The sequence below is a fragment of the Chryseobacterium oncorhynchi genome (genome assembly GCF_002899895.1).
Classification (GTDB): domain Bacteria; phylum Bacteroidota; class Bacteroidia; order Flavobacteriales; family Weeksellaceae; genus Chryseobacterium; species Chryseobacterium oncorhynchi.
Window position 1 is genome coordinate 642,655 of record NZ_PPEI02000002.1, and the last position, 14,813, is coordinate 657,467.

At 36.7% G+C, this 14,813-nt stretch carries 12 protein-coding genes; 3 read left to right on the forward strand and 9 right to left on the reverse strand.

The window, feature by feature from the left end:
• Positions 1–29: 29 nt before the first annotated feature.
• From C1638_RS08580 to C1638_RS08605, 6 genes are all read right to left on the reverse strand, one after another.
• A complete protein-coding gene (locus C1638_RS08580) occupies positions 30–518 on the reverse strand; it encodes a DUF6691 family protein (protein ID WP_109620634.1) in 489 nt (162 codons plus the stop codon).
• Between the two features lie 26 nt (positions 519–544).
• On the reverse strand, positions 545–1,108 hold the full coding sequence (locus C1638_RS08585) for a YeeE/YedE family protein (RefSeq protein WP_109620045.1): 564 nt from the start codon (positions 1,106–1,108) through the stop codon (positions 545–547).
• 20 nt (positions 1,109–1,128) lie between these two features.
• Positions 1,129–2,541: an MBL fold metallo-hydrolase gene (locus C1638_RS08590; protein ID WP_109620047.1), complete on the reverse strand. Its 1,413-nt coding sequence runs from the start codon at positions 2,539–2,541 to the stop codon at positions 1,129–1,131.
• Between the two features lie 84 nt (positions 2,542–2,625).
• Entirely contained in the window at positions 2,626–3,429 is an 804-nt protein-coding gene (locus tag C1638_RS08595; protein ID WP_109620049.1) for a sulfite exporter TauE/SafE family protein, read from the reverse strand.
• 233 nt (positions 3,430–3,662) lie between these two features.
• Complete coding sequence (locus tag C1638_RS08600; protein WP_109620051.1) at positions 3,663–4,304, reverse strand: Crp/Fnr family transcriptional regulator; 642 nt, start codon at positions 4,302–4,304, stop codon at positions 3,663–3,665.
• Between the two features lie 20 nt (positions 4,305–4,324).
• Positions 4,325–6,574 (reverse strand): beta-N-acetylhexosaminidase, encoded by a 2,250-nt coding sequence (locus C1638_RS08605; RefSeq protein ID WP_109620053.1) that lies wholly within the window; start codon positions 6,572–6,574, stop codon positions 4,325–4,327.
• 265 nt (positions 6,575–6,839) lie between these two features.
• Here C1638_RS08605 and C1638_RS08610 point away from each other — a divergent pair, with 265 nt between their 5' ends.
• On the forward strand, positions 6,840–7,652 hold the full coding sequence (locus C1638_RS08610; RefSeq protein ID WP_185140419.1) for a DUF4197 domain-containing protein: 813 nt from the start codon (positions 6,840–6,842) through the stop codon (positions 7,650–7,652).
• Between the two features lie 200 nt (positions 7,653–7,852).
• Here the strand turns inward: C1638_RS08610 and C1638_RS08615 are convergent, their stop codons facing one another.
• Both C1638_RS08615 and C1638_RS08620 read right to left on the reverse strand, forming a co-directional pair.
• Positions 7,853–8,506: a CoA transferase subunit B gene (locus C1638_RS08615; RefSeq protein WP_109620055.1), complete on the reverse strand. Its 654-nt coding sequence runs from the start codon at positions 8,504–8,506 to the stop codon at positions 7,853–7,855.
• A gap of 5 nt (positions 8,507–8,511) precedes the next feature.
• Positions 8,512–9,210, reverse strand: a complete 699-nt coding sequence (locus C1638_RS08620; RefSeq protein ID WP_109620056.1) for a CoA transferase subunit A — start codon at positions 9,208–9,210, stop codon at positions 8,512–8,514.
• Positions 9,211–9,591: 381 nt separating this feature from the next.
• Between C1638_RS08620 and C1638_RS08625 the strand changes: the two genes are divergently transcribed.
• Positions 9,592–11,139, forward strand: coding sequence for a toxin-antitoxin system YwqK family antitoxin (locus C1638_RS08625; protein WP_109620058.1), 1,548 nt, complete (start codon positions 9,592–9,594; stop codon positions 11,137–11,139).
• A gap of 278 nt (positions 11,140–11,417) precedes the next feature.
• Here C1638_RS08625 and C1638_RS08630 read toward each other — a convergent pair whose 3' ends face one another.
• Positions 11,418–14,156 carry a fibronectin type III domain-containing protein gene (locus tag C1638_RS08630; protein WP_109620060.1) on the reverse strand — a complete coding sequence of 913 codons (2,739 nt, stop codon included), beginning with the start codon at positions 14,154–14,156 and terminating at the stop codon, positions 11,418–11,420.
• A gap of 292 nt (positions 14,157–14,448) precedes the next feature.
• On the opposite strand from C1638_RS08630, the gene rplS reads away from it, so the two are divergent.
• Positions 14,449–14,805 (forward strand): 50S ribosomal protein L19, encoded by a 357-nt coding sequence (gene rplS / locus C1638_RS08635; protein ID WP_109620061.1) that lies wholly within the window; start codon positions 14,449–14,451, stop codon positions 14,803–14,805.
• The last annotated feature ends 8 nt before the right edge of the window (positions 14,806–14,813 follow it).

A 14,813-nucleotide genomic window follows, 5' to 3' on the forward strand; every position in this document is an offset into this window, starting at 1 on the left:
GGTTCTTTAATTATTTCTTGTATAAAGTATCAATGAGGTAATTGATCTCTGAAGTATCCGTATACCCAGGTTCCGGCTATGGCACTCAAGAGGGTAACAGACACTGCGAGAGCACCTGTTCCAATCTGAGCAAAGAGAGGTCCGGGGCAGGCTCCTGTAATGGCCCAGCCAAAACCGAAAATTAATCCGCCGTAAATCTGCCCTTTATTGAATTTTTTCGGAGCTAAGGTAATAGGCTCTCCATACATTGTTTTGATATTGAATTTCTTAATCAAAAACACTGAAATCATCCCTACCAACACGGCACTTCCGATGATTCCGTACATGTGAAAAGACTGCAGACGGAACATTTCCTGAATTCTGAACCAACTAATCACTTCAGCTTTTACGAATATAATTCCAAATATAATTCCTGCTGCGAGGTATTTCAGGTTGTGATACCATTTATGCTGAAGACCGCTTTCACTTACACCAACGGAGTCCTGATGGTGAACGTCCTGTTCTTTATCTTTTATCATTTCTTTCATTCAGTTTAAAATTAGACTTATAGGGAAAGGATTATGGGCAGGATAAGATTAGCCATTAAAAAGCCTCCTATCATAAAACATACCGTTGCTACCAAAGATGGCCATTGAAGGTTAGAAAGTCCCATGATGGCATGGCCGCTGGTACATCCTCCGGCATATCGTGTTCCGAAGCCTACCAAAAACCCGCCTACAACCATCATGATAAAGCCTCTCAGCGTAAAGACACTTTGAAAATTCATCAGCTGAACCGGAACAAGATTGCTGTAATCTGTAATTCCATAGCCTGCCAATTCGGTTTTCAGATTAGGATTGACCGTAATTTCCGTTGGATTGAGCATAAAGTTGGCAGCAATCATTCCACCGAAGAAAATTCCCAATACAAAAAATAGGTTCCATGCTTCTTTTTTCCAGTCATATTTAAAAAAATTGACATTAGCCGGTACACAGGCAGCGCAGATATGCCTTAATGAGGAACTTATTCCAAAGGATTTATTTCCCATAATAAGCAAAGCGGGAACAGTTAGCCCAATCAAAGGACCTGCTATATACCATGGCCACGGTTCTTTTATAATCTCCAACATATATTCTTTTTTAATCTAATTTATTTTAAAATTTTAGTCTGACACACAAAATCACTTTTTTTAATCCCTGTAGAGGATATGGCTTTAAAACCACCCTCAATTTCTGTGAAATTTCTGTACCCTCTTGCCTGAAGAATACTTGCAGCCATTGTGCTTCTGTAACCACTTCCACAATGCATGTAAAAATGTTCTTCCGGATCTAAAGTATGAATCCATTCATTGATATAGGCTAAAGGCTTGCTGTAAGCTTCATGAATGTGTTCTGCATTGTATTCACTTTCTCTTCTTATATCAATGATTTTTGCGTCTTTTTCTTGGATCTCCTTTTCAAATTGTCCGGCAGAAATACGAGGGACATGATCTATTTCTTTTCCGCTTTTCTTCCATGCATCAAAGCCTCCATTCAAATATCCCAGAACCTGATCGAATCCTACTCTGCTTAATCTCGTTATGGCTTCTTCCTCATCTCCTTTTTCTACTACTAGCAAAATAGGCTGATTCACATCTGCAATTAAAGCACCCACCCAAGGGGCAAAGTCACCATCCAATCCTATATTTACAGATTGCGGAATAAAACCCTGAACAAATGTACTACTGTTTCTTACATCCAGAACTAAAGCTCCGGAAACTTCAGCTATTTCCTCAAACTGTTCAGGCACAAGAGACTGTAATCCTTGTGATAAGACCTCATCAAAGCTGTGATAGCCTTTTTTGTTCATCATCACATTCATTCCGAAATAGGCCGGTGGTGGTAAAAGCCCATCTGTTACCTCTTTGATGAAACTCTCTTTGTTTTTTTGATTCAGGGCGTAATTGGTTTTCTTTTGGTTTCCAAGAGTATCCATAGTTTCTTTCTGCATATTTTTCCCACAAGCAGAACCGGCTCCATGAGCGGGATACACCACAATATCATCTGCCAAAGGTAAAATTTTGCTGTATAGACTTTCATATAACAGTCCTGCAAGCTCATCCTGCGTCATATCTGTGGCTTTCTGAGCGAGATCCGGACGTCCTACATCTCCCAAAAATAAGGTATCTCCACTGAACAGAGCCTTTTCTTTTCCATGTTCATCTATCAGCAAATAGCAGGAACTTTCCATCGTATGTCCCGGTGTATGAAGAACTTTAATTTTAATTTTTCCTACTTCAAATATCTGATGATCTTCAGCAATGATAGCATCAAAGTCAGGTTTCGCAGTGGCCCCATAAACAATTGGAGCGCCTGTTTTCTTGCTTAAATCAAGGTGCCCACTTACAAAATCAGCATGAAAATGGGTTTCAAAAATATATTTTAATTGTACTTCGTCTTTTTTCAGCTTTTCTATGTAGGGTTTTGTTTCACGTAAGGGATCAATAATTGCAGCTTCTCCATCTGAAATAATATAGTAAGCACCCTGAGCCAAGCACCCTGTATAAATCTGTTCTATTTTCATTTTTAAATATTTTGATTCTGTTATCTGATACAAATCTCCTGCTTTCCATTTTCTGCCACAGTTACTTTTGTTACATAAGGTTTTTTAAATGATCCATACATGATAGATTTCCTTTGTGATAATGTAAATGCCCATTGCTAAAATAAACCACCCGAATACAGGTTTGAGCTTCTTACCATCTATTCTTTTTGATAGCTGCGTACCAATAACAATTCCTATTACAGCAATAAAAGTAATGGCCATCAATAATTTCCAATCTATTACAGAATGATTTATAGATGAAGCAAAGCCAATCAGAGAGTTTAGGGAAATAATAACCAGAGAAGTTCCTATGGCTTTTTTCATCGAAATTTTCAAAAGATTGACAAGAGCAGGAATAATCATAAATCCTCCTCCGGCTCCCACCAGCCCTGTTAAAACCCCAACAACAGTTCCTTCTCCTGCTGCCAGCAGAGTATTTTTATCTGAATGGTTTTCCAATACGTTGATAGGAGTATTATTTCTGATCATTTTGTAGGAAGCAAGGATCATTAAACCTGCAAAAATCAAGAGTAAAAAAATGTTTTTAGTGATGAGAAAACCCTTTATCTGAATAAGTTCATCAGGAATCAAGGGAAGTAAATAGGTTCTGGTAATAAAAATTGAAATAATGGATGGTATTCCAAATATCAATGACATTTTAAGATCCACCAATCCTTTTTTAAAATATGAAAATGACCCTACCACACTGCTTACTCCTACTATAAAAAGAGAATATTCCGTCGCCAGCAAAGCATCTATACCGAAGAGATAAACCAATACCGGGACCGTGAGAATACTTCCGCCTCCACCTATTAATCCTAAAGAAATCCCTATTAAAACTGATGCTGTATACCCTATAATTTCCATTGTAATCTTTTCTTTCTGAGTACAAAAATGGAATTGTTTAGAAGGATGTACAGCTACTTTTGTTACATAAGGGTGCTTGTAAACACAAATGATACTAATTTTTCACAAATAGAACCAGTCAGTTTCATTTGATTATAAAATTTTTCATGTTTAGATTCTTTAGATATTTCAAAATGAACTACCCCGTCAAACCTTTGATTCGCCACCCCTCCAGCGGAGGGTAATACGTTCGCTTATAACTGATTGAGGGTTTCCAGAAGAATAATTTTGTTTCTTCCGAGCTTCACCTTTCCTTCATCTTCAAGTTGTTTCAGGAGTCTGGAGACCACTACTCTGGCAGTTCCCAGTTCATTGGCAAGCTGCTCATGGGTAGTATTGATGGTATTTGTACCGGTAATTTCCACCTTTTTATGAAGAAGATTCAGTAATCTTTCATCTACTTTCTTAAAGGCAATGGCATTGATAATATCCAATAATTCTTCAAAACGTTTGTGATAAAGCCTGAAAATATAATCCAGCCATTCGGGATGTTCTTTGATGAATAAAGAAACCTTATCTACGGGAAGAAAAAGAATCTCTGCATCTTCTTCTATTTCTGCTTTTACAACGCTTTTTTCATTGTGCATTCCGCCCAGAAAAGACATTATGCAACTTTCTCCTGCCTTGATATAGTACAGCAGGATTTCACGTCCGTCTTCTTCAGTTCTGATCACCTTCAACATTCCTTTCATTACGATAGGAATAGATCGGATGGAAGCATTTTCATCTAAAATAATATCTCCCTGATTGTAATTTTTAGTAATCCCGTTTTGGTATAATTTTTCAACCAGTTCCGGTGATGATGAAAACTCTGAGGAAAGTATCGTGTCTTGCATCTTGTAAAATTCAATAGTTGCTAATTTACGCCAATTTCATCAACAAACAGCCACGCTTTCGAATCAGCTCCCGGATTTCCGGCCGGAATAATTCCTGCATTTTCTATTCTCAGTTTCATATATCTTGAGCTTTGCTGACCTACATTCAATTTAATTTTTCCATTGGCATTTTGAATTTCTTCTTTTCCTATTTCCTTGATTAGTTTAAAGCTTTTATTATCATCAGAAACGAAAATCTGAGCAGATTTTGCAAGGTGAATCCAGCTTCCTTTATTTTCCAATGTATTAAAATAAACCTCTGAAAAGCCTGTTTTCTGCCCAAAATCTATTGTTGCCACAACATCTTTCCCCATAAAGCCCAGCCATGTTTTACCTAACTGCTTTGGGTTACCAATAATTCCGTCTACAAGGGTAAAGGCGCCCCCAAAAGAATAATTTTCGCTTGGTTGCTGTTCAAGAGTAATATTTCTTCCTGTTGCTTTTGAAACGATAAATTGCTGCGAAGAAACTGCACTTTTAAGCTGCTCGTCTTCAAAATAAGCAGATTTTATAATTAAAGAACCGGGTATTGAAACAGGTCCTTGATACGTTTTAGAATGTATTGTGGGAGTAGTTCCATCCAGAGTATATCTTATTCCATTTGAACTTTGTGAGGTTGAAAGTTCGTAGGCAATGCCTTTATTAGCAGGAATTACCTTTCCTGAAATATTGTAAATGCTTTTGGAATAATTGACATTCATCTTATCCAAAACCTTAAACTGGTGTATCACTCTGTTTTCAAATTCTTTATAATTTTTAGGATCCGAAGTTCCCCATCCTACTTCCGAAAGCGCCATCAATCTAGGAAAAACCATATATTGAACCTGCTTGAAATCAAGAATGTATTCTGTCCATAGATTGGCCTGAACCCCCAAAATATACTTTGCCTGCTCCGTATTCAATTCATCAGGAATCGGGTTATAGGAATATACTTTTTCTAGTGGTGTAAAACCTCCAAAAGCATTGGGTTCTGTCTGCGGATCTCCTTGATAATGGTCAAAATAACAATATGCTCCTGGCGTCATTACTGCAAAATGCTTTGACTTTGCCGCTTCAATACCTCCGTTTACTCCTGTCCAACTCATAACCGCTGCATTAGGAGCCAATCCACCTTCTAAAATTTCGTCCCAGCCAATGATCTTTCTCCCTTTGCTGTTGATGTATTTTTCAATTCTTTGGATAAAATAACTTTGCAGCCCATGTTCATCCTTTAAATTATTTTTCTTGATGAGTTCCTGACAATGGGCACATTCTTTCCATCTTGTTTTGGGACATTCATCTCCACCAATGTGAATATACTGTGATGGAAATAGCTGAATAACCTCATCCAAAACGTTTTCCAGAAACTTAAATGTTTCATCTTTAGGGCAAAATACATCATCAAAAACACCCCATTTTGTAGCAGCCTCAAAAGGTCCTTTGGTACATGCCAACTCCGGATAAGCTGATAATGCAGCCAAGGCATGCCCTGGCATTTCAATCTCAGGAACAATCGTTACGTGTCTTTCCTGAGCATATTTTACTACATCCTTGATCTGTTCCTGAGTATAAAAGTAGGGTCCATAAGGTTTTCCATCAAAAGTATTATCAACGTAAGCACCAATCATGGATTCCTTACGTTTTGAACCGATTTGTGTCAACTTTGGATATTTTTTAATTTCAATTCTCCAGCCCTGATCGTCTGTTAAATGCCAATGAAAGGTATTCAGTTTGTACATCGCCAGATAATCAATGTATTGTTTTACTTCATCAACGGTAAAAAAGTGACGGCAAACATCCAGATGCATTCCCCGCCAAGCAAATTTAGGTTGATCTTCAATCTTCATGGCCGGAATTTTCTTTTCAGCCTGAGAGTTTTCAAATAACTGAATCAGGGTTTGAAGCGCCAGAAAATATCCTTGCTGAGTATAGGATTGAATAAGAATTTGTTTGGGCGAAATTTCTATACTATAAGATTCCTCCTTTCCCGCAGAAGCTTTTGGCCATTGGGAATAAACCAATTGGGCATCTGACTTTTTAGAGTCTTTCAATTTTATCATAGAACCCAGACGCTTCCTGAAATAATCTGTTTCTTTTTTAGGCAAATCATTGCTGATATTCAACACATCGGGAACCATAAAACTGCCCTCTTTTATCTCAACATTTTGAGGATAAGGGATCAGGTTCAATTTATTTTGTGAAAAAACAAGACTTGAAATCATTATAAAAAATGCTAAAAAATTACGAGTCATTGGATATGAATTAAGGGTATAGCTAAGATACTTATTTTCTAAAACTTTTGAATAATTAAATGGTCGAGAAGTTTCTTTTAAAATTTATAGCGCTATGAATTTTTCCATTTTAAACGCAGTAAATACAAACATTTTAAACAACTACAAATCAAAAGCTTGAATTAAAAAAAGAGAGATTATTTAAATTTATAAAATTTTATGGTTTATTTTTTGATAAGCTTACGTCACTTAAAAGATTAAACATCTAAATTTGTAAAAAAATACAATGAGAAAAAGCATTTTTATAGCAGCAGGATTATTATTTTCAATGTCTACTCAGGCTCAGCTTCTTGATATGATCAAATCTACCGTTAAAGATAAGACAGGGATTGATCTTAATACGCCTCCGGCTACTAAAGGTTCCACTGCAACGAGTACAAGTACGAATACTACACCTACTAAAAGTTCTCCGGCTAACCTTGGAAATCTTACATCAACCCAGATCTCTTCAGGATTAAAGGAAGCCTTGAATATTGGGGTAACGGATGGAGTGAAAAAACTGGCTTTAACTGACGGTTTTCTAAAAAATGAAGCGGTAAAAATCCTAATGCCTGAAAAATTGAGAAAGGTTGATACTACGCTACGTTCCCTTGGTATGGGAAGCCTTGCAGATGAGGGAGTAAAGTTGCTTAACAGAGCGGCTGAGGATGCGGTAACGGAAGCGGCTCCTATTTTCACCAATGCAATCACTTCTATGACGATTACGGATGCTAAGAATATCTTATTGGGAACAGATAATGCTGCTACCAACTATTTACAAGGCAAAACTCAAAGTCAGTTATTTACAGCTTTCCAGCCCAAAGTAAAAGCTTCACTAGGAAAAGTAGGTGCCGATACTGTCTGGAAAAACCTTATCTCAAAATATAATACATTTACAGGACAATCTGTAACAACCGATCTTAATGAGTATGTTACCACTGAAACCATCAATGGGGTTTTCAAAATGGTAGCTGATAAAGAAAGCGGAATCAGAAATACTCCGGCCATGAGAACTACAAGCATATTGCAGAAAGTTTTCGGAGCGCAGGATAATAAATAATGATTAGAGTTTAGATATTAGTGGTTAGAAATTAGATTGATAACCGCTGTATCTTAATGGATAAAAAAAGACTGTTTCATAACTGAGACAGTCTTTTTTATGTTTCGGTTTCCGATGTCATGTAAAGGAATACATATTCCAACAAAGGATAACCTTGTACAATAAAAAAACCTTGCTGTGCGCAAGGTTTTGTATTTTATCTAGAGCTGCATTTCAGGAACTTCGCCATCAATGATCAGATCTGCTTCTGTAGCTTTGATAATGTCTTCTACTGAAACACCCGGTGCTCTTTCCACCAGCTTGAATCCGTTCGGAGTGATGTCCAATACGGCTAATTCTGTAACTACTCTTTTTACACAGTTTACTCCTGTTAAAGGCAGTGTACATTTTTTAAGAATCTTGCTTTCTCCTGCTTTGTTTACGTGCATCATTGCTACGATAATATTTTCTGCAGAAGCCACCAAATCCATTGCTCCTCCCATTCCTTTTACCATTTTTCCTGGAATTTTCCAGTTGGCAATATCTCCGTTCTCTGAAACTTCCATTGCTCCAAGAATGGTAAGGTCAACTTTTTGTCCGCGAATCATTCCGAAACTAAATGCTGAATCGAAGAATGAACCACCCGGCAAAATAGTGATGGTTTGTTTTCCTGCATTGATGATGTCTGCATCTTCTTCTCCTTCAAAGGGGAAAGGTCCCATTCCCAGCACTCCATTTTCACTTTGGAATTCTACGGAAATATTGTCTGAAACGTAGTTGGCAACCAGAGTTGGAATTCCTATTCCCAGGTTTACGTAATAACCATCCTTAACTTCTTTGGAAATACGTTTTGCGATATCTTCTTTTGATAACATTCTTCTTATTTTTTTCTGGTTGTACGTTGTTCTATTCTTTTTTCAAATTTCTCTCCCTGGAAAATTCTCTGGATCATGATTCCCGGAATATGGATCTGGTTAGGATCTAATTGCCCTGGTTCTACCAATTCTTCCACTTCAGCAATCGTAATTTTTGCAGCTCCAGCCATTGGGTGATTGAAGTTTCTTGCGGATCCTTTGAAAATAAGGTTTCCGGCGTGATCTCCTTTCCATGCTTTTACAATAGAATAGTCTGCTTCGTAGGCATGCTCCAAAATATGAGGTTTTCCGTGGAATTCTTTCACTTCTTTTCCTTCTGCTATCTCAGTTCCATAGCCTGCAGGGGTATAGAAAGCAGGAATTCCGGCCTGCGCTGCTCTGCATTTTTCTGCCAAGGTTCCTTGTGGAGTCAGTTCAACATCCAGCTCTCCTGAAAGCATTTGTCTTTCAAATTCAGCATTTTCTCCTACATAAGACGAGATCATTTTTTTTATCTGTCTTTTGTGAAGGAGTAATCCCAATCCGAAATCATCTACTCCGGCATTATTTGAAATGCATGTTAAATCTTTCACATCACTTTCCACCAAGGCGTTAATTGAATTTTCGGGAATACCACAAAGTCCAAATCCGCCTAGCATCAGTGTCATTCCATCTTTAATTCCGTCGATGGCCTCCTTTGCATTTTTTACTCTTTTATCTATCATGAAATATTAGATTTTTCTGTTGGCTAAATTTAATAAATTTTATCGTATATCCGATGATCAGAAATAATCGGGGGTTTCATGATTTCCTGAATGGTATTTTCATATAATTAAAATAATTATAATCAGTTTTTTACAAGCAAAAGCGAACAAATCGGTTCATTTTATTTATAAATCTCGGCAAATTGATTTATATTTGGGGTCTTAAATCAAAAAACACCACATATTTTATAGCCCTCGGGCTTTATATATTTAAACACAATTTCTATGAAAATTATTTCAGACAGATTCAAATCTGCCTCTTCAAGAGCTTTTAACTTCTTACTTTCATTAGTACATAAAAGCTAACTAACCTTAAACAAAAAATCAAACCTTAATAAAAACATGAAAAAATTATTTACGTCAGCGTTACTTGCGTTGGTACTCAGCATCAACGTATATGCTCAGGAAAAAACTTATTTCGATGAGAATTGGGAAAAAACGACAAAGGAGAACATGGAATATTACCGTGAAACTTCTGCAAAGGGCAAGCTTACCTTAATCAAGGATTTTTACAAAAACGGGACGCTTCAAATGGAGGGATTGGCTTCTGATACTACTCCAAGCAGTGAGGTTTTCGATGGGAAAGTAACATGGTATACACCTGAAGGAAAGGTAATGAGCATGGTAACTTATTCTAACGGAAAGCAGGTAGGGCCGTCTCAGTCTTATGATGATAAAGGCAGATTGTTGGAAGATATGGTCTATAAGGCGGATGGTACTTTCTCCGGAAAAATGTTCAGTTATAAGGATCCGGAAAGTGAATATTATTATAATAGTCTTACTGTATACGAGAATTCTACACCTTCCCAGACGATTATCTATGATGAAGATATCAAGGGAATCAGAACTGAGACCATTATGGGCAAGGATGGCAGCTATGAGAATAAGTATTATGGTGAAAAGGGTAAGTACCTAGGTAATTCAACTTCTGAATCCGGTGAAAATTCATTTGCAGATTATTACTATAATCCGATGAGGCTTTCAAAATTTGAAAAATATAAAAGTGACGGCAGTATAAAGGAAAGCGTTATCTATTCTAAAAACGGGAAGATTCTGCAGGAACAAAAAAGAAATAAAAAAGACGGTTATAAAACGACCTATGATGAGTCCGGGAAAAAAATAGGGCATCTTATTTATCAATATGATAAAGAAAATGACAACTACAAACCTATGGATGGTGAGGATTATCAGCTAAGCTATGATTACAGCAATATTTCATCCATTGATGTTTACAAAAATGGTTCTGTGATATTGAATAAAGTGTTTGATGAAAACGGAAAACTTGCAACAGAAAAAATATCGAAGGATGATGTTACCCAAGAGATCAAATATTATGCTCCGGACGGAAAACTGAAATCAATATTAACCTATCAGGATGAGATGCCTTACAATGGTACAGCATATGAAGGATTGAGCGAGATTCAATATAAGGACGGGGTTTTAATAAGCACAAAAACATATTCTGAAGAAAATAAGCTGAAATCTGAGAAGAAATTAAACTCCAAGAAGACAGCTTATGATGCGACAATCTATGATAATAAAGGGACCATTTTATTCACGTATAACCAACCCTTGGATGAGGAGGTAAACTATGCTTATGGCTATAGTTATAACTTCACAGCACAAATTGTACAATATGTAAAGGGGAAACCAGCCAACAAAGCGTCTGTAAAAGAGGGAATTCTCCAAAGTGGAAAAATCAAGATAAGAATGATCAGTGGAGTAAAGGAACTTGAACGCAGCGGAAAATGGATCTTATTAAAAGCGTACAATCCGGAAGGAAAACTTGTTCAGGATACTAAAATTCTGGCAGATACCGGTGATGATTATCTATCCGGAGAAAATCAGACTTTTATTCAGGAAGATTATTTATCTGCGGATTTTGAATAATATTTAAATCATTTTACGATAATGAAGGCAGCCTCAGTTTTTTGAGGCTGCTTTTTTATGTGAAATTTCTTCATTCTTGGTTATTATAAAGAGGGTAAAATTTGGAATCAATTGACATAGATTTCATGCAGAGACTTTTTATAGCTCGCAGGTTTCACGGATAAAGCAGACGTTTGTGGAAAATCTGTGTCATCTGTGGGAAAACTTATAGCTACAGCAAATAAAAAAGAGGTCATCATTACTGACGACCTCTTTATTTTTATGATTGATTTTCTTTATTACTGAATGATCAGCTTTAAAGTAAATAATTTTCTTGCGTGAACTTTTACAAAGTATACTCCTTTTGGAAGATTTTCATTCACTAAAGAGAAACGTTGATTGTGAATATTCTTCGATTCATACAATAGTTCTCCTGAAGCAGAAACCAATTCAATTTTTTCAATTGGATAATCACTCTTAATAAACGTAGGTTCTCCTGGTTTTGTAGGGTTTGGATACAGAATTACATTTTTCTCTGTACTTTTTACCTCATCTACTCCTAAAGTTCCTGAGCTTACCTGAAACTGTACTCTGTTTGAAACTTCTGTATAAGAATCGTTTGTAAACATTACCATATAATAATTACCCGGTGTTGTAGGAATTGCTGTTCCCTGAATGGTTTTAGTCCCTTGCGTCACTCCGTCGAAGTAAGTGTAGGAAACAAAATTATCATCCGGTGTCTGAATATTTTGAGGATAGATTCCTAACCAGTCTTTAATAATCCCCGGAGAATCCGTCCATGAAGCAGTAATATTCTCTCCCAATGAATAAACAGGTTTGTTGATCCATAATTCGGTAACAATATCTCCAACTTTAAAGAATACTTTGTCTCCGATTCCGTTATATCCATCTTCCAGTAAATACTGTGCGTAGTAATACCCTTTTGGAAGACCTGTAAAGTTAAGAGTTCCGGCTGGTGTTGTTACGTAGTTCCATTTTATCGCGGCAGTAGTTCCCGGAGTCTGGCCCATTTTATAAATTCCGATCCAGTCTTTCTGCAAATTCGGACCATTGGTATAATTAATAGCAACGGTTCCTCCTACAGGATAAGTATCAGCTGTAGCCTGCAATTGGACTTTCGGTCCTACATAGAAATTTTTTCTTGGTGTGATTTCTGTGTATCCCCCATTAGCAAAGAACCCTGCAAAGTATTGACCTTTATTAGCCAGTCCATTATTAAATGTAACTGTTCCTGCTGTTTGTCCGTTAGTATAAATAAAACCTTGGGAAGTGGTAGTGGTTGGTGTCTGTCCTTTTTTATAAAGACCGACCCAGTCCTGCTGGTTTCCTGGTCCTCCGGTAAAAGTCCCCACTATGGGTTCATTTTGAGCATATTCAGTTTTATCTAAAGTAAATGTCGGGTTTGAAACAACACTTCCCGTAATCTCAAACTGCTTCACATCACTCCAGTCACTCCATTCAAGGTTTCTGTCTCTGTAACGGGTTTTTGCATAATAAATACCATTCGGAATAGAGTTGGCTGCCAACATTACTTTCGTAATATCTACTCCTTCATTTAAGTTCTTGGCTTTATCCGGATTTCCGTTACCATCTTTACCGAACCAGTTTTCAAAATCACGATACACTTCTTTTTCCACTACAGAAAAATCAGGAGCTTTACTTATTAAGAATTGAGTAGTGTTTAGCAGTTCCCCATTTGAAGATGAAAATGTACTTCCATTCAATGTCAACGGCAATGTAATTGGACCTGTGAAAGCATTGGTAATGGACGGTTTTGCCGGTTTAGGCTGATTTTTATATCTGTGGAAAGAATCTACCAATTCATTATTTTTCTTGGTATAAACTCCACCAATTGAATAACATTCTATGTCTACTTTTCCTGTTGGGATATCTACTTCAACAATTTGATACGTCCAGTCTGTTAATGTTTTCTGAACATCATCAAAATCCTGCTCATTAGACATTCCCCAATACTGATCCCAAGCTGTTCCTCCGGAAATGATCTGGTAGTTTGGCGTATTTTTCAGCTGTCCTCTGTGATATAAGTGATGGTGAGCACCTACATGCATCAGATATTTATCAGAAGTTACCAAAAGTGGTACAGCATTATTTCTTACCCAAGTGGAAATATCTCCCACATACTGCTCTGCCTGATAAGGCCTGTGGCTTAAAGAAATAATCCAGTCTACAGTAGAATCACTATTAGCCGCTGTTAGAACCTGCTGTAGCCATGTCTGTTGTGCTGATCCTGTGTGCTCGGAGCTTAAGCTTATAAATAATACGTTCCCTGCCTGCTGAGCATAATAATTTTCATTTCCTGAGCTGATGTTCTTATATTTTATTTCATCTATATAGAAGTGAGCGTAATAAGAATTCATCCCCAAAGTTCCATAGGTTTCATGGTTTCCTACCGTTGTCTGAATAGGCAGATAAGGTGATAACTTCACATTCTTTTTGAAGTGAACATTCTCATAATGATCCAGTGTTCCTACATCCACCTGATCTCCTACCATAAATGTAAGAGCAATATTATCGGATGGATCTGAGTTGGCTCCAAATTTTTGTTTCAACTTTTTGAAAGCATTTAAAGTAAGACTGTCATATCTTGGCTCTGCCTTAATCTGGTTATCTCCCATAATTAGAAACCTGATTTTTCCATCATTTGTTACAGCCTGCCCTGGTAATGGAAGTGTTCTGAAATTGTAGACTGCAGACTCATTGGCTCCGGTCTTTATTTTATAATAATACTTGGTATTAGGCTGCAGGTTAGTAACTTTTGCAGTGTGATAATAGTAGTTATTATTATATCCGGTATCTGAAAAGATGTTCGTAGTCCCTGTTACGGTAACATTCAGATTGGAAGGTGAGTTTCCGTAGATCACAGTGGTTTCGTTATCGGAAGCGGTCTTCCAATTGACGATCATGGAATTCGGAGTCGGGTTTTGTAGGTATGGGAACAAAACCTGTCCGAACGCCATTTGTGCTACGAAACAAAAAAAGAAGAAATAGTGTTTCATAATAGTTTAGTTTTAAAATGACATATTGAGTTTTAATTTGTAAATCAGGAATTTAAAATCTGTATCTCAGATTTTAATTTCGGGCAAAAGTAGATTTCCCATATAAACTCTGGCTGATGGTATTTTAAAGAAACTGTTAATTTTTAAGCAAAATCAAAATGAAAAAATTATAGTTTTTGCTACATTAATTATTTGGTGTATTCAAAAACTATTTTGTATATTTGCAACCTGTTATTCAACCTCTGACGATAAACGTGTAAGTTGCTTAGCATTAACATTTTATTTTATAATAATGGATTTATTAAAGTACGTACAAGACAAGTACATTGCGAAAAAAGAATTCCCTGAATTCAAAGCAGGTGATACAATTACAGTGTATTACGAAATTAAAGAAGGACAAAAGACAAGAACTCAGTTCTTCAAAGGGACAGTTATCCAATTAAGAGGTAGCGGTTCTACAAAAACTTTCACAATCAGAAAAATGAGTGGTGATGTAGGTGTAGAAAGAGTATTCCCTATCAACTTACCTGCACTTCAAAAAATTGAGGTTGACAGAAGAGGTAGAGTTAGAAGAGCTAGAATCTATTACTTCAGAGATCTTAGAGGTAAAAAAGCGAGAATTAAAGACGCTGCTTACAAGAAGAAATAATTCAGACA

Bases quoted from the DNA above. Each gene is read 5' to 3' on its own strand.
- C1638_RS08585 (WP_109620045.1), bottom strand. From the start codon at position 1,108: ATGTTGGAGATTATAAAAGAACCGTGGCCATGGTATATAGCAGGTCCT.
- C1638_RS08610 (WP_185140419.1), top strand. From the start codon at position 6,840: ATGAGAAAAAGCATTTTTATAGCAGCAGGATTATTATTTTCAATGTCT.
- C1638_RS08630 (WP_109620060.1), bottom strand. From the start codon at position 14,156: ATGAAACACTATTTCTTCTTTTTTTGTTTCGTAGCACAAATGGCGTTC.
- C1638_RS08600 (WP_109620051.1), bottom strand. From the start codon at position 4,304: ATGCAAGACACGATACTTTCCTCAGAGTTTTCATCATCACCGGAACTG.
- C1638_RS08595 (WP_109620049.1), bottom strand. From the start codon at position 3,429: ATGGAAATTATAGGGTATACAGCATCAGTTTTAATAGGGATTTCTTTA.
- C1638_RS08620 (WP_109620056.1), bottom strand. From the start codon at position 9,210: ATGATAGATAAAAGAGTAAAAAATGCAAAGGAGGCCATCGACGGAATT.
- C1638_RS08615 (WP_109620055.1), bottom strand. From the start codon at position 8,506: ATGTTATCAAAAGAAGATATCGCAAAACGTATTTCCAAAGAAGTTAAG.
- C1638_RS08625 (WP_109620058.1), top strand. From the start codon at position 9,592: ATGAAAAAATTATTTACGTCAGCGTTACTTGCGTTGGTACTCAGCATC.
- C1638_RS08580 (WP_109620634.1), bottom strand. From the start codon at position 518: ATGATAAAAGATAAAGAACAGGACGTTCACCATCAGGACTCCGTTGGT.
- C1638_RS08605 (WP_109620053.1), bottom strand. From the start codon at position 6,574: ATGACTCGTAATTTTTTAGCATTTTTTATAATGATTTCAAGTCTTGTT.
- rplS (WP_109620061.1), top strand. From the start codon at position 14,449: ATGGATTTATTAAAGTACGTACAAGACAAGTACATTGCGAAAAAAGAA.
- C1638_RS08590 (WP_109620047.1), bottom strand. From the start codon at position 2,541: ATGAAAATAGAACAGATTTATACAGGGTGCTTGGCTCAGGGTGCTTAC.